Here is an 18,717-nt window from a genome sequence, read left to right as displayed (position 1 = left end):
CATCTTTTACGAACCTGCAATCTTGCCCCACGAATCGCGCAATGTCACCGAACGGTTGAAAACCGGCTTGCCGGGCTTCATGTCGATGCGGTCGGCGACGAAGTAACCGTTGCGTTCGAACTGAAAACTTTGCTCGGGTTGCGCTTCGCATAACGCCGGTTCGACGTAGGCGGTAATGATTTGTTTGGAATCCGGATTCAATGCGGTTTTGTAATCCTTGCCACCGCTGTCCGGATGCGGGTCTCTGAACAAGCGGTCGTACAAGCGCACTTCCGCCGCATGCGCATGCGCAGCGGATAGCCAGTGAATATTGCCTTTGACCTTGCGGCTATCGGCACCCGGTGTGCCGCTCTTGGTATCGGGGTCGTAGGTACAGTGAATCGCCTCAATTTCGCCTTGAGCATTTTTGTCGATACTGACACATTTGATCAAGTAAGCATAACGCAACCGCACTTCCGCACCCGGCGACAATCGGAAATAGCCTTTGACGGGCGTTTCCATGAAATCATCGCGTTCGATATACAGCACTTTGGACAACGGAACGGTACGCTTGCCCCACTCCGGTTGTTGCGGGTGATTCGGCGCAAAGCAGTCTTCTTGCTGCCCTTCAGGGTAATTGTCGATGATCAGTTTCAACGGCTTGAGAATGGCAATCCGGCGCGGTGCATGTTCGTTCAAGTCTTCGCGCAAACAATCTTCCAGCACGGTCATATCGATCCACGAATCCGCCTTGCTGATGCCGATACGCTCGGCAAACAACCGGATCGCTCGCGGTGTAAAACCGCGGCGGCGGACACCGGCCAAGGTACTTAAACGCGGATCGTCCCAACCATCGACCAATTTCTTTTCCACCAACTCAATCAGCTTACGCTTGCTCATGACTGTGTAAGTCAGATTGAGCCGGGCAAATTCGATCTGCTGCGGATGACACGGCACTTTGTCAGCCAATTGATCGAGCACCCAATCATACAGCGGACGGTGATCTTCGAATTCAAGCGTACACAAGGAATGTGTAATTCTTTCCAGCGCATCGGAAATGCAGTGGGTGTAGTCGTACATCGGATAAATACACCAACGGTCGCCGGTACGCTGATGATGCACGTGACGGATGCGGTAAATTACCGGATCGCGCATATTGATATTGGGCGATGCCATGTCAATCTTGGCACGTAACACGTATTGCCCGTCGGCAAATTCACCGGCCTTCATGCGACGGAATAAATCGAGACTCTCGTCGGCCGGGCGATCGCGGTAAGGGCTGTTTTTACCGGGACTGGTCAAAGTACCGCGATACTCGCGGATTTCCTCGGCAGTTAGGCTTTCGACGTAGGCCTTGCCTTGCATGATCAAATATTCGGCAAATTCGTAGAGTTGGTCAAAATAATCCGATGAATAATACAGATGCTTGCCCCAGTCAAAACCCAGCCAGGAAACATTGTCGCAGATCGAATCGACGTATTCCTGCGCTTCTTTTTCGGGATTGGTATCGTCAAAACGCAGGTGACACACACCGTTGTAATCATGCGCAATCCCGAAATTCAAACAAATACTCTTGGCATGGCCGATATGCAGATAACCGTTCGGTTCCGGCGGAAAACGCGTTTCCACCCGCCCGCCCCATTTGCCGGTACGGTTATCGTCATCGATAATGTTGCGAATGAAATTGGCCGGAGCTGTCTCTGCGGCAGAATGGTGTTTGGATTTTTCGTTCAAAGCAGGTCTCTCGCAAATGGTAATGATGCTTCCTTTCTAATTATAATTGGCTTTGATTCGTTTGATCTACTGGGAGCCGTACAATCTATTTATCAATAGAACTCTAAATATCTGTTTTATATCATTACAAACAAACGAGAAACCTTTATCAATCCATGACAAACCTTTCGCTATACTCTGAATAATAGGTACTTAGTAATATCTTATAAATTGTAGACAACATATCTTCAATCTCTGTATAGTATAAATTGCTTAAACAACTTCTCATCAGGAGATAGAAAATGGACTTAAAGCGATTCTTTTCATTTTTAGTTCTAGGTATTTTTTCTTGTATGTTATCTGGACGAGCAATAGCTGCTTTACCTCAAGGTTTTATAGATCAAGTAGTTCTTCAGAATAATATATGGACTATTAAAGGTTGGGCATGTCAACCCTACTTAGGAAGCGCAATTAAAGTTCAAGCATACTTGAATAATATAGCAGTTGGTGTTCCGATTAATACTAATCAACCAGCAGAAGTTGCAATCCATACTGCATGCGGAACAAATATAACTTCTGGCATTAAATACCGATTTGAGATTACATTGAATTCAATTTCATCATTAAGTGGGCAATCTATAAAAGTTAATGCGGTAGGCCCAGGTGGTACAGTAGCATTAAACAGATCGAATCAATTTGGCTTACCTAGTAATAGTCAAACTCCCGATAAAGTGCTTGCGGCTGCTAATCGAATTCTGCTTATAATCGCCCACCAAGACGATGAAATTGTATTCTCACCATTTCTGGGTCGATATTGTGGCTCAAAAACTTGTAAAATAGTTACTGCAACTAACGATCCTGTACGAGCAGGGGAATGGCCTGTTTCTATGGGAAAATTTCCTGCACAAAGTTCCTTAGGTGGTTTCAGTTGGAATAGCCCAAACGAACGACCAAGTGTCGTTTTAAGCAGATGGAATAGCGAAGCAGCTAGTCTTGGCTTAATTAATATGAACAATATTATTAAGCTTGAAATTGATAATTTCCGTCCAGATGTAATTTTGACTTTTGATCCCCGACATGGAACAAGCTGCCATTCGGAACATCGTGCTGTCGGTGAGGCAGTTAGACTAGGGGTTGCTGCATATACTGGAACAAATTTCCCAGATAAATCGAAATTATTTTTCTTAACTACACGCAGGGTCGATGGCCTCACAGAAAATGGTTCACCATATACAGCCTTGGTTCCAATCGCACCTATTGATAAAAATAGTGTTGTCTATAGTGCAAATGATTTTATTTCTACTGCCAAGGGAACTGGTTGGGAATTTCTAACAAATCTTATGCGAACTTATCCTTCACAATTCTCACTCGCATCAGTTAACGCTGCTTTAAATACAAATTCATTGGAAAGAACAACAGCGTTTCAACGTGTAACTAATTACTCTCCAACTGATTCTAGATATACTAATGCATATTTGTACGACCCAGCATTCGTACAGTGCCCTCCTTGGTAGCTTCTCTCTAGGTCAATGAGCAAATATTAACTTTATCTAAAGAAAAATGATTTCAGCCTTGTTCGTCAATTATTTTACCCATCAACTTATATCACGCGCAGTAAAAAGCGTGTTAGCCGATGATCCAACCGCTGAAATCATTGTAGTCGACAACAGTGAAGACATGACAGAGCATACAGGTCTGGCATCCATCCTGCCTGGTAATGTTAAGCTTATTCGCGCGGAAAAGAATTTGGGGTTTGGTAACGCATGTAACTTAGCATTTAAAAATTCTCAGGGAGATTTTGTTTTATTACTTAATCCCGATGCCGTCATCTTGCCTGGCTTTATTAAGGGTGCAGTCGAATGTATGCAGCAAAATCCCGATTTCGGAGGAATCACTCCAAAAACATATTGGGATAATTCAAAAACCTTTGTCTTGCCGCCCGGGCAAATGCCAACCCCCCTCTGGGAATTATTAATCAGCATCGGCTTTAGATTGCCGGTGTGGGGAAAGCATTTCTCAAACCGATTCAAATCAGATTCGATAACAACGTTATATGGTGATTCGCTCTCCAATCAAGAAATGCTTTCAGGAAGCACTGCTTTTTTCAGACGCAACGCAATTTTATCACTCGATCATTTTTTCAGGCCCGAGTTTTTCATGTATTACGAAGATACAGATTTATCGATACGATTGCTACGTAAAGGCTGGAAGCTTGGATTAAATCCAGCGATTGAAGCAATCCACGAATGGGAAAACAATCCCAGCAAAGCAGTATATTCCGGTTCTTCGCGTGACTTATTCATGAAACTGAATTTTCCACGGATCGATAAAGTCTTGGGCGGCTTAAGAGGCTGGATAGAGCGTCAGATTCAGTCCAAAACCATATATCACTATGACAATCTCGGAAGCCTAGCGCACTCACCCAAATTTTACTTGGCGCCAGAAGATGGTCCTTACATCATAGAAGTTTCACCGCACCCGCTTTTTATCCCTGCTGCCTATTTTCAATATGCAGGTGCTTTGGAAGAATTCTCCGTTTTTTCTCCCAATATATGGCGATTAATGTTCAAAGGGGATTATTTTATTCGTATAACAAATAAGAAAGCCGAGCAAAATCTTTATCGCTTCAGTATGCTTTCGTCACCAGTGAGCTTATCTGACAATTAGTAAGGACTGAGTATTCGGTCTCAGGGAGCGTTAGGAGATCCAAAATAGTCGCGATTCGCAACATTCAGTATTCTCTCAGAAACTTTTCAGTGCTCCACTCGCCCAACACAGATTATCCCAATAACACCTCAGCGCGCTGGCAGGCCGCCCGACAAGCCGTGCAATTCATCGCGCCGTATAAACGCCAGGTTGCCTACAGCCTGCTGGCATTACTTTTTACCGCAGCGATTACCTTATCGATCGGGCAAGGCATCCGGTTGTTAATCGATCAAGGCTTCGCAACGCAATCGAAAGAGTTGTTAAGCCATTATGTGCTGATTTTTTTATTATTAGTCGTTGCTTTGGCGGTCGGCACGTTTACCCGCTATTATTGGGTCACCTGGTTAGGCGAGCGCGTGATCGCCGATATCCGCAGTCGGGTGTTCAATCATCTGATCCATTTGCATCCCGGATTTTTTGAAGCCAACCGCAGTCTTGAAATTCAGTCGCGTCTGACTGCCGATATGACGCTGCTGCAAACCGTGATCGGATCGTCGGTTTCGTTTGCGCTGCGTAATTTGATCATGATGACCGGCGGCATTATCTGGCTGTTCATCACCAATGCCAAGCTGACCGCGCTAGTGATGATTTGCGTGCCGCTGGTAGTGATGCCGATTCTGATCTACGGCCGCCGGGTACGGCAGTTATCGCGGCAAAGCCAGGATAAAATCGCTGCTGTCGGCGCTTATGTCGGTGAAGTGCTGGGGCAAATCAAAACCGTGCAAGCCTACAACCATCAACCCATCGATCAAAAGCAATTTCATAGCCAGGTTGAAGACGCATTTGCCGTTGCCAAACAGCGCACGTTGCAACGCGCATTGTTAATCACACTCGTCATTTTGCTGGTGATGGGGGCCGTCGGGTTGATGCTGTGGGTGGGAGGTCTGGATGTCATCGAAGGCCGCATCAGCGCCGGTGAATTAGCAGCCTTTGTATTCTACAGCGTGATCGTCGGTTCCGCCGTTGCATCCATCTCGGAAGTGATCGGAGAATTGCAACGAGCAGCCGGTGCCGCCGAGCGCACCATGGAATTACTGAACTCGCCGAATCTGATTCAATCGCCACAACAACCGCAACGCTTACCCAAAGTTTCCGGAAATATCGATATCGACCGGTTGTGTTTTGCTTATCCCGCGCGTCCCGAGGTACTCGCCATCAACGACTTAACGCTGTCGATCCGCGCCGGTGAAACGCTGGCATTGGTTGGTCCGTCCGGCGCCGGAAAATCGACGTTATTTGATTTGTTGCTGCGATTTTTTGATAGCCAATCCGGCACGATCAGGCTGGAAGGCATCGATATCCGCAATCTTGAATTATTTGAGCTGCGCCGCTGTTTTGCATTGGTATCGCAAAATCCGGTGCTGTTTCACGGCACGATCGGCGACAATCTGCGTTATGCCCGCCCCGATGCCAGCGATGCGGCGATACAAACCGCCGCTGAGGCTGCATATGCGCATGAATTCATATGCAAATTGCCTCAAGGCTATGACACGCCACTGGGGGATTTAGGATCGGGATTATCAGGCGGCCAGAAGCAACGATTGGCAATTGCCCGGGCGGTTCTGGCCGATGCGCCGGTGCTGTTGCTCGACGAAGCCACCAGCGCGCTCGACGCGCAAAGCGAGTATTGGGTACAGCAAGCATTGCAGCAATTAATGCGCGGCCGCACCACGCTAGTTATCGCACATCGTCTAGCGACCGTTCAATCCGCGGGCCGTATCGCGGTACTCGATCATGGCCGTCTCGAGGCGCTCGGTACACATGCGGAATTACTACAATCCAGCGCACTTTATGCACGCTTGGCGGCGTTACAATTTCAACAAGCGCAATAACACGCGCTAATTGCCCTGACTCGCCAAGCCGGTACCAGCCATTTCGATGACTTGCGACAATGTTTTGCGCGCTTCCCGCATGCCCGCTCCCATTTGCAATAAGGTGCCCAGCCGGACCGAACGCTTTAGCAGCAGCGCGGTTAAATGCAACGGCTTGACACTGCCATCCGGATTGATGGCTGCAAGCAGCGCTTGCGGCGGCGAGAAATATACCGGATCGATGATCGCGCGCACGGCAATAAACGGAATATTGGCTGCCTTCGCCACTTGCGCGACAGCCGCGCTTTCCATGTCCACCGCGTGAGCGCCACTGGTTTGCGCGAGTCCGCGTTTTGCCTTCTCATCGGTCAGAGGTACGTGACTATCGGCCAGAAGGCCATTAAAGACTGTGATAGATGCTGGCAGTTGCCGTTGCAGCCGGTCGCGCCACGCACAATCGACCGGCAGTAGCTCACCGCTATGGATGGCATCCGGCAGCACCAAATCGCCGGGTTTTAATTGATCGCTCAAGGCGCCGGCGACGCCGAAACTCACCAATGCGGCAACACCGTGCTGCCGCAACCCTTGCGCCGCGGCCCGGGCTGCTTGCGCGCCCATGCCGCTGAGCCACAACAGCGTCTGATCGTTTAGCGAAGCGGGTTGATTGAATGGAACACGCCCCGGTGACACGCATGCGGCCTCAGACCGCAGCGCGGTCACCAAACCGGTTACTCGCACGCGGCGATCGTACGAGTCAGTGCGCGATAACGCGCCAGCGCCCATAGCGGGAAGAATTTTGAATAACCGTGGTAGCGCAAATAGAAAACGCGTGGAAATCCCGGCGCGGTAAACCAAGGATCATCCCATAGATGATCGGCGTTTTGACTACGCAACAAATACTGAATACCTTTTCGCACCGCTTCGCTGTTGACCTCATCCGCCGCCATTAATCCCAGCACCGCCCAGGCAGTCTGGAAAGTTGTGCTGGTTTCGGGAAACTGGCCGGCCCACTGAGCATCCAGGTAAGAATCATTGGTTTCACCCCAGCCGCCGTCATCCCGCTGCACTGATTCCAGCCACTTGACGGCACGGCGCACTGAAATATGCTGCATATCGAACTGCGCCAGCCGGAATGCTTCCAGCACTGACCAAGTGCCATAAATATAATTGGTTCCCCAGCGTCCGAACCAGGAACCGTTTTTCTCCTGCTCGCGCAGCAAAAAGCTGATCCCGCGCCACACTTCCCGCTGATGCTTGCCGTATTTTCCGAGCAAACCGACACAACGCGCGGTCACGTCGCTGGTTGGCGGGTCGATCAATGCACCATGATCGGCAAAAGGTATTTCATTCAAATAATGATAGGTATTATCAATATCGAAGGCGGCAAACCCACCGTTCCGCGACTGCATTCCCGCCAGCCAATTGGCTGCACGATCCAGCGAATACTGGTGGCGCTCTTCGCCCCCTTGTTCCAAGGCCCATGCGACCGCCGCGGTGTCATCCAGATCGGGATAATGCGGATTGGCATATTGAAAAGCCCAGCCGCCGCCCGGTAAATCGGGCCGTTTATCGCGCCAGTCGCCGGGTTCATCCAGCACTTGTTGTTCCACCAGCCAATCCAGTGCCTTCAAAACAGGTGCTTGACCGGTTGTGGCGTCTTCCTGCAACGCCAGGCTGGTCAAAACGGTATCCCAAACCGGCGATGTGCAGGGTTGGCACCAGACACGCTCCCCTTCATCAACCAACAATCCAAGCAGCGCATTGCGGCATTGCACACGATTCGGATGATCCGGCGGATAACCCAGCAGCGCCAGCGCTTCGTAGGCATTGACCATCGCCGGAAAGATCGCGCCGATACCGCATTCACCGTTAAGACGTTCCAGAACCCATTTCTCCGCGCGACGGATGGAATATTGCCGGATCGATTGCGGCAGTTGCGGCTCGAACCGGGACAATAGCCTCTCGACCAGCATAAAACCGCGCTTCAGCGGTGTATCCGCTTTAGGAAAATAATTCTTTTCTTCTTCCGGCGGCACAATGAACAGTTCACGGATATCCACTTTCCGCGGGTTTGCAGCACGCGCCTTCAAGGTACATAAAATTGACAAAGGAATCATTACGGTACGCGACCAGTATGACACTTTGCTGATATGGAAAGGAAACCAGCTCGGCAACAGCACCAGCTCCGAAGGCACGACCGGCACGCCCCGCCACGGAATCTGATCGTACATCGCCAGCAGCAAACGTGTAAAAACATTGGCTTTAGCCGCTCCTCCGTGCGCCAGAATCGCTTCCCGGGCGCGCGCCATGTGCGGCGCATCCGGCGAATCCCCCACCAGCTTCAACGCATAATACGATTTAATCGTGCAACTGATGTCGAAGGCCCCGCCGTAATAGAGCGGCCATCCCCCATGTTTCATGTCTTGCTTGTCACGAATAAAGCGGGCGATCTTATTTTCCAGAATGACATCCACCTCATCCATGAAGTGCATCATCAGGATATATTCAGCCGGAATAGTGCAATCCGCTTCCAGCGGAAAACACCAATGACCGTCAGGATTCTGCAAGGCCAAAATGGCATCGCGCGCCTGATTAAATTTCAAATCCAGTTCACCAGTGTTAACTTCATGCTGATCCGGGTTTGTTGTGATGTGCAATCGCGTCATTTGATCCTTTTCAGCAGAGTCAATTTGCTCCGATACGCTCGAGATTTTTAGAAGCCTGTCCATATATATTTCTAAACACCTTCATATTCATTTAAAAAACGGGATACATGTTACCAACTCTGTACGGCCATATTGTTTTTTTTCTCATGACGGTTTCTGCCGCACAGCCTGATTCATTGATTCAGTGCAATTGCCCCGGCCGCTCATAGTTTCTGCTTCTTCCCATCCGGCTCGAATGGATTATCCTGGAAAGGCTCGTAGTAAAGGTCTAATGGCAGCTTGCCATCGTGCACCAGAAATTCGCGCTGTTGTAACGACGCTTCGCGCACAAACAAATAAGGATCCAGCGCCGCTTCATCCCGGATGCGCATCGGGCCTACTAATCTTGCGCGTTTGTCGATTGCGCCGAGGATTGTCAGAGGGGCTGCAAAATAAGTACCCACCGCAAGTCCCGCATAGAATAATACATTGGTCACAAGCCCTATCGGAATATTGGTGACATCGCGTTCACTGCTCGGTCCAATCAACGGCACAAACAGATAGGAACCCGGTTTAACGCCCCATACTCCTAGCGTTTGGCCAAAATCCTCATCGTGTTTTTGCAAACCCATGTGGCTCGCCATATCGAACAACCCGAACATGCCGATTGTCGAATTGACAAAAAAACGTAAGGTATCTTCTGTCCCTTGTTTTACCTTGCCTTGAAGAAACGAATTCAAAGCGACATTGGGATACGCCAAATTATCATAAAAATTACCGATCGATCGCTGCGCCGCATCCGGCACATAATCGATATAAGCATTTACGACAGGTTCAAACACCGCGCGATCGACTTTATCCGTGAAGTCATAGGACGCGCGATTAAATTTTTCGTGAGGATCGGCCGGGTCAAGCTCTTGATCGCTATTCTTGGGTGTTGAAGCACACCCTTGCAAGACTGCAAAACAAATCCACAAAACAATAAGAAACAAATGGCCATGATTCGTTATTGCACGTGTCTTTCTTAAGATTCCAATAATTCTAACCATTGGCTTTACAAATCAACTTATGGACATCTCGAAAAATTCATATTTCATCACAATACGTCGTTGCCAACAAAAACTATTTCCTTACATATCAATTATATGTTGTGTCAATATTTTTTATTACCGCCTTGTCTTGTTCAAAACTCTGAATTTTTAGAGACCCCTTTATCTTAAATTTCTCTCAATAAAGGCAAACGCCGCATTACTAAACCGCTATCGAGTAACCACTCAATCTCGTCAGCAACTGCCTGACGTACGGAATTTTGTGGCAAACCAAGATCATTAACTGCCTTGCTGCAATCAAAATGCATCGGGTAACGCGCTAATCTTACGCCGGCAAGCGGCGCCATTGGCGGCTTGTGCGTCATGTAATCGGCAACAAACTCACTGACAACCGCCGCTATTAATGCCAACCCATAAGGAATGCGTTTTTTGGGCATGAGCAAACCGGTAATTTCCTCAATCCATGTCAATAATTGACCTAAAGTAATATTTTCATTACCCAGAATATAGCGCTGTCCCGGTTTTCCACGCGCAGCCGCCAATATATGCCCCTGAGCGATATCGCGAACATCCGCCATGTTGAAACGGCAGTCCAGATAGGCCGGTGTTTTGACATTCAAAAAATCCAGTATCATGCGCGTAGGCGGGGTAATGGACCTGTCTCCCGGGCCAACCGGCAATGTCGGCGCAACAATAACAACCGGCAGCCCACTTTCAGCGGCTTTTAACGCTTCCAATTCCGCCAGTAATTTTGATTTGCAATAAGGTCCCGGCATTTCGTTTAATTGACACTCCAATGCGGAAAATGCCGGTACGTTCCTAAGCGCATTTCCAGTCACTATCGATTCGGTCGAAGTATACACGATTACTTCAAGATCATGCTTTGCCGCTTCAGCAAAAATAGTCCGGGTTCCTTCAAAATTAACCCGGTTAAAATCACTTTTTTTCTGCGCCCATAAATTAGGGTTGCCCGCCAAGTGATAGAGCCTTTGAACCCCTTTTAGCGCTTTACGAACCACATGAGGATCACAAATCGTGCCGCGCACAACTTCCACATTGGCCGGCAAAGGAACATCCGGTAGTTCCAGTACTCTGACGATATCGCCATTTTCCTGTAATTGCCTTACCAGATGCGATCCGATAAAACCGCCGCCGCCAGTCACCAATGAACGCCGGTTGCTCATAAAATCCCCCTATTACAGCCCGCGAACTGCAGCGCGAAACATTTAAAATCCGATTAATTTTAAGGACAGATCAACGTTGATGGAACGGGTAGACAACAATCAGCTGTCCCGTTCGCCATGTACAATCTCCACTAATTTTAATGCTTGTAATTCCATTTCAATTACAAAATCATCAACCTTAGCTCGAAAATGGCGATAAAAAATCATACTCGGAATTGCGACGAGAATGCCGAACGCGGCATTATACAATGCCACTGAAATCCCATAAGCCAGCTGTGCCGGATTGCTGCCGGCCGGTGAGCTGGAACCGAAAATTTCAATCATACCGACCAAGGTGCCAAACAATCCCATCAACGGACTTAGTGCAGCAATCGTACCCAGTGTCGTCAGATAGCGATTGAGCTCATGCGCGATTACCCGGCCTGCTTCCTCAATCGATTCCTTCATCACCTCCCGGGAGCTTTTCACATTCTTCAACCCAGCCGCCAGTATCTGCCCGAGCGGAGAATGTTTTTGCAGCTTCGTCAGCATCTCTGCACTGACACCATTACGCTTGTATTCATTTAGCACCTTTGGCAGCAGTTCCTTAGGTGAAATAACATTTAAACGCAAGGTCCACATACGTTCTCCGATAATCCCGATTGCAACGACGGAAGCAATGATGATCGGCCAAATCGGCCAGCCTGCTGCTTGAATTAAAGATAACACGAGATAGTCTCCTCACCCGCTGTAGATCCGGGTATCATTTTTCTCTGGATTTCAGCCAATTTGCATTCTAAAACTAAGTACGCTTTCCAGTATTGATGCAACTTAATACTGAATCATCGGCTTAAAAAGCAACCGATTTTTTATCCACAAATTCTGTGAATAAATTTGTGAGTATGTATCGAAAATAGGAATTAAGTTAGCAATTCCAAACGTCTTTTTTAACTTGATGATTTTTTGATCTTACCTATTGTTGATTAACAAACAACAAGTTATTTTAAAATTATATCATTTTCAGTCATTTAAGCGGTACCCTGTCATCATAAAAATCTACATCGACCCACGGCTCTGATATGAATCTATTTCCGATTACCGGTCTTGCACGCAAGGTCTTGACCGTCAGCGAATTAAATAGCAGTACCCGGCAATTTCTGGAGCAGAATATTCCATTATTGTGGGTGAAAGGTGAAATTTCCAATTTGAAATGTTACCAATCCGGTCATTGGTATTTTTCGCTGAAAGACGCCGAAGCTCAGGTGAGATGCGTGCTGTTCAGCCATAAGAATCGATATTTCGATTGGCAACCCATGGATGGCATGCAAGTGGAAGTACTGGCGTTAGTCACGTTATACGAACCCCGCGGGGATTATCAGTTAAATGTTGAAACCATCCGGAAAGCCGGCCAAGGCGAATTATTCGAAGCTTTCGAGAAACTTAAAGCCAAGCTGGAACAAGCCGGTTTTTTTAACCCAGAAAGGAAAAAAAAGCTACCGGCGTTTCCAAAACAAATCGGCATTATCACGTCACTCGATACTGCAGCGTTGCGGGATGTGCTTTCAACCTTACGCCGGCGCATGCCTTCATTGCCGGTTATTATTTATCCGTCATTGGTGCAAGGAAAAGCCGCCGCCGCCAGTATCGCCGATGCCGTTAAAATTGCCGTATTGCGCAACGAATGCGATGTATTGATCGTGTGCCGCGGCGGGGGAAATATTGAAGACTTATGGGCGTTTAATGAAGAAATCGTCGCACTGGCGATTGCAGCAAGCTCAATACCCATTGTCAGCGGCGTCGGCCATGAAACAGACTTCACAATTACGGATTTTGTTGCGGATATTCGCGCACCGACGCCAACGGCTGCCGCCGAGTTAGTCAGCAAAGACCGGGGCGAATTAGATCGCCATCTGTGTACGATCCGCCAACGCATGTTCCGCATGACTTTACATAGCCTCGAACGAGCCATGCAGCGCGTAGATATGATGTCGCACCGTTTGATTTACCCCGGTCACCGGATTCAACAACAATTTTTTCAATTGCAATACTTGCAGGACCGGCTCAATAAGATCTGCGCACATTCCATGGAAAAAAAACAGTGGGTATTACTTGGATTCAACCAACGGCTAGTTAACACAATTGCTCGTCTCGTCCAATTGGAGCAGCAACATCAAGTATTAGCGGCGCGCTTCTGCAGAGCTTTTTCCTTCTATTTCGAATCACGTTCGGTCAGGTTAACGCATATTCAAGCGCAATTATTACAGTTAAATCCGCAATCGGTCCTAGAGCGTGGGTATAGCATTTCATTCTCAAAGACAGGCGCGATCATCCGGGACAGTAAACAAATTCAATGCGGCGAAAAAATTCAGGTAAAATTCGCGCACGGCATGTGCGAAGCGGATGTTTCCAGCATCAAGAATTCTTAGCCGGCATAGACAGGACAATCCAATTTTCTTTTTGTCAAAAATAATGAGATTTCAATGCCTAAAACTTTTCTGATTCTAGGTGCGCTAAATATTTTCTTCTGCATAGCACTGGGTGCTTTTGGCGCCCACGGCTTGAGAAATTTCCTCCAGGCGGACATGCTGGCGGTTTACCACACCGGCGTACAGTACCATTTCTATCATGCCTTCGGCATACTTGTTAGCGGCTTGCTTTTACTGCATTTCCCGAATTCGCGCTTTATCCGGATAGCCGCCTGGTTGATGATGATCGGGATCGTTCTATTCAGCTTCAGCCTTTATGCGTTGAGCCTCACAGGTACGCGCGCGCTTGGTATGATTACACCGTTCGGTGGGGTTTCATTCCTTACCGCTTGGGCATTACTTGCGTACGCGATTTGGAAAAATAAATAGCCGGGCGCCACACCTGTTTAATCTTTTTGGGATCCAATACCTCGCCCTTTTGGGCGAGGTGCTATCTGGTTATTTGGTTTTCTCCGCCATTTTCCGGTGAGCAGCCGCCATTTCCTTATTACGCTCTACCGCTTTTTCATATTCTCGTAATAACGCTTCATGATGCGAATGAAAATCTTGACCACTCCGGCCATAGTATTCACTATGATCGCTATACTCTTTTAGTAATTCTTTTTGTTTCTCCGCTTTTGCATTCATTTCTTGAGCTTCTTTTTCATACATTTCAGCTAATCCGATATGATCAAACTTGGTTTTAGCTTGAGCTTCAGCTTTATCCATTTTCCCTAATTCTGCAAACGATACGTTTGAAATGGATAAAGCAAAAGTAACCAGTATTGCAATCAATAGCTTTGTTTTCATGACAAGTCTCCTCGATTTGATAAATAATAAGCACGCTCCAGTGCTACTATGGACATTTGACGAGCTGAGCTATTTCATAATAGCAAACTTTGTAAAATCCACAAACGCTTAATGGATAAGCTGCGAGAAGTTTGACTGTAAAATTCTAAAATGAGATTACTATTTTTATTTATTCTGCTTTGTTGTATCTGCCTTCTCGGTTATGCGCAATACTTACAGCATGTGGAAAAATTGCTGCCCTGTCCATTGTGTGTGGCGCAACGCTTGGCTTATTGGTTATTGGGATTAACTGCACTACTGGCATTTCTTCATAACCCCCAAGGAATCGGGCGCCGCATTTACGGTTTTTTGATGGTTGCATTTGCACTAACGGGAGCAGTCATCGCCGCACGCCACGCGTGGCTGATACGTTATCCGGAGGCTTTTGAATGCGGTATCAGTGCGGAAGAAGCTTTTTTGAATTCTTTGCCTATTGCTGAATGGTGGCCTGGCATGTTTGAAGCCAATGGAGATTGTGCAAATGTTGATTGGGAATTTCTATCGTTGACTATACCTGATTGGTCGCTTGTAGCTTTTGCAATTCTTGCACTCTCTGCACTTTATGCATGCTTCGCCAAGAAATAGCTTATTTTAGCCACGTGGATGGTGGCTTGCGTGCAATTGTTTTAGCCGTTCTCGTGCAATATGCGTGTAAATCTGCGTGGTTGAAATGTCTGCATGCCCCAACAATAACTGCACAACCCGTAAATCCGCTCCATGATTCAGCAGATGAGTAGCGAACGCATGACGTAATGTGTGCGGGGAAAGCTGCTTGGTAATACCAACTTGCTGAGCATAACGTTTAATGAGGTACCAGAATGCTTGCCGTGTCATCGCTGCGCCACGGGTAGTGACAAATATCGTATCAGTCACAATGCCATTCAACAACACTGTTCTAGCTTCTCTCGTATAACGATTGAGCCACTCGAGCGCTTCTTCTCCTAAAGGCGCCAGCCGTTCCTTTCTGCCTTTACCCATAACCCGCAAAACGCCCATGTCCATGCTAACTTGCGAGTACCTGAGATTAATCAATTCCGATACGCGTAACCCGCTCGCATACAAAACCTCCAGCATTGCACGGTCACGTAAACCTAATGGCAATCCGAGATCCGGAGCGCTCAACAGCAATTCCACCTCATTTTCTGAAAGACTATCTGGTAAATGGCGTTGCAGCTTAGGGGTTTCGATGTTTAAACTAGGATCGCTGGAGATTTTTCCTTGGCGCAGCAAAAAACGATAAAAACGCTTTAAACTCGACAATTCTCGACTTGTTGTACTGGCTTTCATTTTTGCAGTGACTCTTGATGCAAGAAACTCAAGCAGATCAGAATGTGTCGCTTCCGTTAGTATGCCATTGCCTTGATTACGCTTTCCTAACCATTCTCCGAAAAGCTGCAAATCATTCCGGTAGCTATCGAGTGTATTTCGGGACAAGCCATCTTCCAGCCACAGCGCATCCGAGAACTCATCCAGTAAACTGGCATTAGTATTAGATTCAGGCGCTCTCATGGGATAATAACCAGCGTTTGATCTCGAGCGGATTGCCATCACTTGCATTCATAAAACCTCCCAATCCACCATTTTTGGATATTACTCGGTGACAAGGTATGACGATAGGAATCCTATTAGCGCCGCAGGCCCGTCCCACTGCTCTTGGTGCTGAATGTAGTTGCGCCGCTATCTCTGCATAACTGCTTGTTTGTCCGCTTGGAATAGCCATAATGGCTTTCCAAACGCGTTGTTGATGTGCCGTACCGCCAATATGCAAACTTAAGTCAAATTTGTAATCGGGTTCCGTCAAATATGCTGTTAACTGCCTGCACACTTCCTTCGCCAGTAAGGTTTGCGGAGGTAATGTTGGCGTATCGAGCGGTAAATAATCAATGTCAGTCAACCAGTCTTCATCTGTTCTGATACCTAAAATAGCGAATGGAGTAGCTATCTTGGCCTGATAAATTCTCGTTAAAGGCTTCGCTTCCTGATTCTTCTTTTGCTTGGTCACTGTCTGCCTATATTAATTATCGAAAATAAAGAAAAAATATCAGTCTTTATCCTTCAAAATGGACATTCAGAATCAATAGAAGTTTCAGTTCCGGCTCTTGATCCCCCAGCCAATGATCTTCACTGAAAGTGACATTGACTAAAGATCGAGATTCACGATTTCGACAATAATAACTCGTTAAGTCTTTTAACAAACGCAACCGGATCTTCGAGCTGACCTCCTTCCGCCAACAAGGCTTGATCGAATAATAAATGACACCAATCCTGGAAATTGTCCACTTCGGTTTTTAATTTCTGCACCATCGGATGTTGCGGATTAATTTCCAAAATTGGTTTGGTATGCTGTACTTTCTGCCCGGCTGATTTCAATAATCTTTCTAAATTACCTCCCATATCGTAGGTATCTGCAACCAAACAGGCTGGAGATTCTGTCAGGCGGAACGTAACGCGTACGTCTTTTACTTGTTCGCTGAGAGTTTCTTTCATTTTGTCGGCCAGTTCCTGGAATGCGCTAGCTTCTTTCGCCTGTTCCTCTTTTTCAACAGCATCTTCCAATGCGCCCAAGTCCAGGCCACCTTTAGCGACTGATTGCAACGGTTTTCCTTCAAATTCCGTTAAATTGCTAACCAGCCACTCATCCACTCGATCAGACAACAGTAGCACTTCGATTCCTTTTTTACGGAAAACTTCGAGATGGGGGCTGTTTTTGGCCGCTTTTAGGCTATCGGCAGTCACATAGTAGATTTTTTCCTGACCTTCTTTCATTCGCTGAATATATGTTTCTAGCGAAACTGCTGGTTCATCGTTTTCACTAAGTGTTGTAACAAAGCGTAGCAATCTGGCAATTCGATCGCGATTCGCATAATCTTCACCAATGCCTTCTTTGAGCACTTGCCCAAATTCACGATAAAACGTTCTGTACTTCTCTTTTCCTTGTTCTTCTTCATTCTTCGATAGCTCATCAATCAACCCCAGCACTTTCTTCACAACACCGGCTCTGATTGAATCGATATCTTTGGATTCTTGCAGGATCTCACGCGACACATTCAATGGTAGATTATTTGAATCAATCACGCCACGAACAAAACGCAAATAATTCGGCAACAGTTTCTCTGCATCATCCATGATAAGTACTCTTTGGACATAGAGCTTAATACCATGACGGCGTTCACGATCAAACAAATCAAATGGCGCACGCGCCGGAATATAAAGTAACTGTGTGTATTCCTGTTTACCTTCAACACGTGCATGCACATAGGTAAGTGGTGGTTCAAAATCATGAGCGACATGCTTATAGAACTCGTCATATTGCTCCGCAGTTATTTCGTTCTTTGGCCTCGCCCATAAAGCATTAGCTTGATTAATGGTTTCGTCTTCATCAACAATTTTGTTCTGTTTTTCTTCCGGCGACCATTCTTCCTTCTTCATGACGATTGGTAAGGTAATATGGTCGGAATATTTGCGGATGATGTTGCGAATACGCATGCCATTGAGAAACTCATCTTCATCTTTGCGTAAATGCAAAGTAATGTCCGTACCGCGTCCAGGTTTTTCAATTGTTTCAAGCGTATAATCACCTTCACCGCTCGATTCCCAACGCACGCCATGCTCGGAAGTTAGTCCGGCCCTTCTGGTAATTAAAGTAACTTTATCAGCGATGATAAAAGCCGAATAAAATCCGACGCCGAATTGCCCAATTAAATGCGCATCCTTGACTTGATCTCCGGTTAATGAATTGAAAAATTCACGCGTTCCCGATTTTGCGATCGTACCGATATGATCAATAACTTCTTGGCGAGACATACCAATTCCGTTGTCCGAAATAGTAATCGTTCGCTCGCTACTATCATAACTCACACGAATTTTAAGATCGGAGTCAGATTCGTAGAGTGCTAGATCGGTCAATCCTTCAAAACGCAATTTGTCCGCCGCGTCGGACGCATTTGAAATCAATTCCCGCAGAAAAATTTCCTTATTGCTATATAAGGAATGTATCATCAGCTTTAATAGCTGTTTTGCTTCTGCCTGAAAATTTAATTGTTCTTTGGATGTTTCAACCTGCACAATACGCCTCCATGAAATAAATGTTTTCGAACAAAATGGGGATCATAGTAGCAATTTCAAGTTATCAATTAACCAATATTGCCGTTATCGAGAAAAAATCACTCAAAATCTAAGATATAAAATCTTAGAGTCCACACTTATATCAGCAGAAATACGTCAATAGCAATTGAAACGAGCTTAAGAAACTAAAAATAGGTATACAGCAGTCGAGGAAGGTAACACGCGCTCAAGATAGCTATTTTTTTAAGGAAAATACCGATAAATTGACTGGG

General features: G+C 46.7%; 16 protein-coding genes. 6 read left to right on the top strand and 10 right to left on the bottom strand.

The features are described 5' to 3' along the window. Window positions 1-6: 6 nt before the first annotated feature. Complete coding sequence (locus RBH92_RS02400; RefSeq protein ID WP_307933106.1) at window positions 7-1,713, bottom strand: glutamine--tRNA ligase/YqeY domain fusion protein; 1,707 nt, start codon at window positions 1,711-1,713, stop codon at window positions 7-9. Between the two features lie 281 nt (window positions 1,714-1,994). Here RBH92_RS02400 and RBH92_RS02395 point away from each other — a divergent pair, with 281 nt between their 5' ends. From RBH92_RS02395 to RBH92_RS02385, 3 genes are all read left to right on the top strand, one after another. Beyond that, window positions 1,995-3,206: a PIG-L family deacetylase gene (locus RBH92_RS02395; protein WP_307933105.1), complete on the top strand. Its 1,212-nt coding sequence runs from the start codon at window positions 1,995-1,997 to the stop codon at window positions 3,204-3,206. Window positions 3,207-3,252: 46 nt separating this feature from the next. Further along, a complete protein-coding gene (locus RBH92_RS02390) occupies window positions 3,253-4,359 on the top strand; it encodes a glycosyltransferase family 2 protein (protein ID WP_307933104.1) in 1,107 nt (368 codons plus the stop codon). A gap of 89 nt (window positions 4,360-4,448) precedes the next feature. Beyond that, window positions 4,449-6,230 carry an ABC transporter transmembrane domain-containing protein gene (locus RBH92_RS02385; protein WP_307933103.1) on the top strand — a complete coding sequence of 594 codons (1,782 nt, stop codon included), beginning with the start codon at window positions 4,449-4,451 and terminating at the stop codon, window positions 6,228-6,230. A 6-nt stretch (window positions 6,231-6,236) separates the two neighbouring features. Here RBH92_RS02385 and RBH92_RS02380 read toward each other — a convergent pair whose 3' ends face one another. The 5 genes from RBH92_RS02380 to RBH92_RS02360 form a co-directional block, all read right to left on the bottom strand. Then, a complete protein-coding gene (locus RBH92_RS02380; RefSeq protein WP_307933102.1) occupies window positions 6,237-6,947 on the bottom strand; it encodes a phosphorylase family protein in 711 nt (236 codons plus the stop codon). Continuing rightward, entirely contained in the window at window positions 6,938-8,875 is a 1,938-nt protein-coding gene (gene shc / locus RBH92_RS02375; RefSeq protein ID WP_374049946.1) for a squalene--hopene cyclase, read from the bottom strand. Before shc ends, RBH92_RS02380 begins: the two co-directional genes overlap by 10 nt. 203 nt (window positions 8,876-9,078) lie before the next feature. Further along, a complete protein-coding gene (locus RBH92_RS02370) occupies window positions 9,079-9,903 on the bottom strand; it encodes an MlaA family lipoprotein (protein WP_307933100.1) in 825 nt (274 codons plus the stop codon). Window positions 9,904-10,070: 167 nt separating this feature from the next. Continuing rightward, on the bottom strand, window positions 10,071-11,087 hold the full coding sequence (locus RBH92_RS02365) for an NAD-dependent epimerase/dehydratase family protein (RefSeq protein ID WP_307933099.1): 1,017 nt from the start codon (window positions 11,085-11,087) through the stop codon (window positions 10,071-10,073). Between the two features lie 99 nt (window positions 11,088-11,186). Next, window positions 11,187-11,795 (bottom strand): MotA/TolQ/ExbB proton channel family protein, encoded by a 609-nt coding sequence (locus RBH92_RS02360; protein WP_307933098.1) that lies wholly within the window; start codon window positions 11,793-11,795, stop codon window positions 11,187-11,189. Between the two features lie 350 nt (window positions 11,796-12,145). Between RBH92_RS02360 and xseA the strand changes: the two genes are divergently transcribed. Then, complete coding sequence (xseA, locus tag RBH92_RS02355; RefSeq protein ID WP_307933097.1) at window positions 12,146-13,492, top strand: exodeoxyribonuclease VII large subunit; 1,347 nt, start codon at window positions 12,146-12,148, stop codon at window positions 13,490-13,492. A 54-nt stretch (window positions 13,493-13,546) separates the two neighbouring features. Beyond that, window positions 13,547-13,921: a DUF423 domain-containing protein gene (locus RBH92_RS02350; RefSeq protein WP_307933096.1), complete on the top strand. Its 375-nt coding sequence runs from the start codon at window positions 13,547-13,549 to the stop codon at window positions 13,919-13,921. A 69-nt stretch (window positions 13,922-13,990) separates the two neighbouring features. On the opposite strand, the gene RBH92_RS02345 is transcribed toward RBH92_RS02350, so the two are convergent. Then, window positions 13,991-14,341: a hypothetical protein gene (locus RBH92_RS02345; protein ID WP_307933095.1), complete on the bottom strand. Its 351-nt coding sequence runs from the start codon at window positions 14,339-14,341 to the stop codon at window positions 13,991-13,993. Window positions 14,342-14,491: 150 nt separating this feature from the next. On the opposite strand from RBH92_RS02345, the gene RBH92_RS02340 reads away from it, so the two are divergent. Continuing rightward, window positions 14,492-14,965, top strand: coding sequence for a disulfide bond formation protein B (locus tag RBH92_RS02340; protein WP_307933094.1), 474 nt, complete (start codon window positions 14,492-14,494; stop codon window positions 14,963-14,965). 6 nt (window positions 14,966-14,971) lie between these two features. On the opposite strand, the gene xerD is transcribed toward RBH92_RS02340, so the two are convergent. The 3 genes from xerD to htpG all read right to left on the bottom strand — a co-directional run bounded on the left by xerD (window position 14,972) and on the right by htpG (window position 18,445). After that, complete coding sequence (gene xerD / locus RBH92_RS02335) at window positions 14,972-15,889, bottom strand: site-specific tyrosine recombinase XerD (protein WP_307933093.1); 918 nt, start codon at window positions 15,887-15,889, stop codon at window positions 14,972-14,974. Continuing rightward, window positions 15,876-16,382, bottom strand: coding sequence for a methylated-DNA--[protein]-cysteine S-methyltransferase (locus RBH92_RS02330; protein WP_307933092.1), 507 nt, complete (start codon window positions 16,380-16,382; stop codon window positions 15,876-15,878). The genes xerD and RBH92_RS02330 overlap by 14 nt, the downstream gene beginning before the upstream one ends. A gap of 152 nt (window positions 16,383-16,534) precedes the next feature. Beyond that, window positions 16,535-18,445, bottom strand: coding sequence for a molecular chaperone HtpG (gene htpG, locus RBH92_RS02325; RefSeq protein ID WP_307933091.1), 1,911 nt, complete (start codon window positions 18,443-18,445; stop codon window positions 16,535-16,537). Window positions 18,446-18,717: the final 272 nt, after the last annotated feature.

Origin of the sequence: Nitrosomonas sp. sh817 (assembly GCF_030908545.1) — a bacterium.
In the GTDB taxonomy this organism is placed as follows: domain Bacteria; phylum Pseudomonadota; class Gammaproteobacteria; order Burkholderiales; family Nitrosomonadaceae; genus Nitrosomonas.
The sequence above is the reverse complement of the archived record's forward strand: the minus strand, read 5'-3'. Positions and strand labels throughout refer to the sequence as shown.

What these genes read in the sequence shown, in the direction of transcription:
- RBH92_RS02350 (WP_307933096.1), top strand. Translation starts at nt 13,547, where the DNA reads ATGCCTAAAACTTTTCTGATTCTAGGTGCGCTAAATATTTTCTTCTGC.
- xseA (WP_307933097.1), top strand. Translation starts at nt 12,146, where the DNA reads ATGAATCTATTTCCGATTACCGGTCTTGCACGCAAGGTCTTGACCGTC.
- RBH92_RS02370 (WP_307933100.1), bottom strand. Translation starts at nt 9,903, where the DNA reads ATGGTTAGAATTATTGGAATCTTAAGAAAGACACGTGCAATAACGAAT.
- RBH92_RS02345 (WP_307933095.1), bottom strand. Translation starts at nt 14,341, where the DNA reads ATGAAAACAAAGCTATTGATTGCAATACTGGTTACTTTTGCTTTATCC.
- RBH92_RS02395 (WP_307933105.1), top strand. Translation starts at nt 1,995, where the DNA reads ATGGACTTAAAGCGATTCTTTTCATTTTTAGTTCTAGGTATTTTTTCT.
- shc (WP_374049946.1), bottom strand. Translation starts at nt 8,875, where the DNA reads ATGACGCGATTGCACATCACAACAAACCCGGATCAGCATGAAGTTAAC.
- RBH92_RS02390 (WP_307933104.1), top strand. Translation starts at nt 3,253, where the DNA reads ATGATTTCAGCCTTGTTCGTCAATTATTTTACCCATCAACTTATATCA.
- xerD (WP_307933093.1), bottom strand. Translation starts at nt 15,889, where the DNA reads ATGAGAGCGCCTGAATCTAATACTAATGCCAGTTTACTGGATGAGTTC.
- RBH92_RS02340 (WP_307933094.1), top strand. Translation starts at nt 14,492, where the DNA reads ATGAGATTACTATTTTTATTTATTCTGCTTTGTTGTATCTGCCTTCTC.
- RBH92_RS02365 (WP_307933099.1), bottom strand. Translation starts at nt 11,087, where the DNA reads ATGAGCAACCGGCGTTCATTGGTGACTGGCGGCGGCGGTTTTATCGGA.